The organism is Vibrio sp. 1249-1 (genome assembly GCF_033340495.1).
The window spans coordinates 1-501 of sequence record NZ_JAWOWJ010001250.1 but is presented as its reverse complement, the minus strand read 5'-3'; the positions used below and the strand labels follow the sequence as shown (position 1 = coordinate 501).

Genomic DNA, 501 nt, shown 5'->3' with positions numbered 1-501 from the left:
CTTAATATCGCGCTTTACGCCAGTAATTAATTGGGAATCGATAGGGTCAGCCAAACGCAGTTGTAGAAGTGCGATGATGCCGTCTGCATCACCATTGAAGATGTCGTAATTCATTGAGCGATAGTTCCTTTATCGAGAGTCAATCCCTTGAACTAATCGAGGGAGATAGTCGTCTTATTGTGCGTAGCAAGTATGACAAGTCAACTCAAGGCGCGACTCGAAAATGAGAGTGACTCTCGAAATATTGAAGCAAGTGACCGATCAGCCCTGCAGTGTGCTGACCGCTTCTTCCAACAGCTGTAGTTGCTCCAAACCTTGTTCAGTCGCGACAGGTTTCACAACATTCAGCATCTGCAGCATCCCCTGCTTCACCATTTGCTCGGTAATGCTGGTTTTCGATGCCATTGCAGATTGGTAAGCTAACCAACTACAAGCGATCAAATGCAGCGTGCACACCAGTGATTTCAACTGCTGTTCATTCACATCCAGCAGCTTCAAAGA

At 46.3% G+C, this 501-nt stretch carries 1 protein-coding gene and 1 pseudogene; both read right to left on the bottom strand.

Going from position 1 to position 501, the window contains the following annotated elements; translation table 11 throughout:
- Positions 1–114, bottom strand: a pseudogene (locus tag R7Z50_RS31535) (DHH family phosphoesterase); the annotation flags it as partial.
- 147 nt (positions 115–261) lie between these two features.
- Positions 262–501: TetR/AcrR family transcriptional regulator (locus R7Z50_RS31530; protein WP_318150280.1), on the bottom strand; the 240-nt coding region annotated here is incomplete at its 5' end.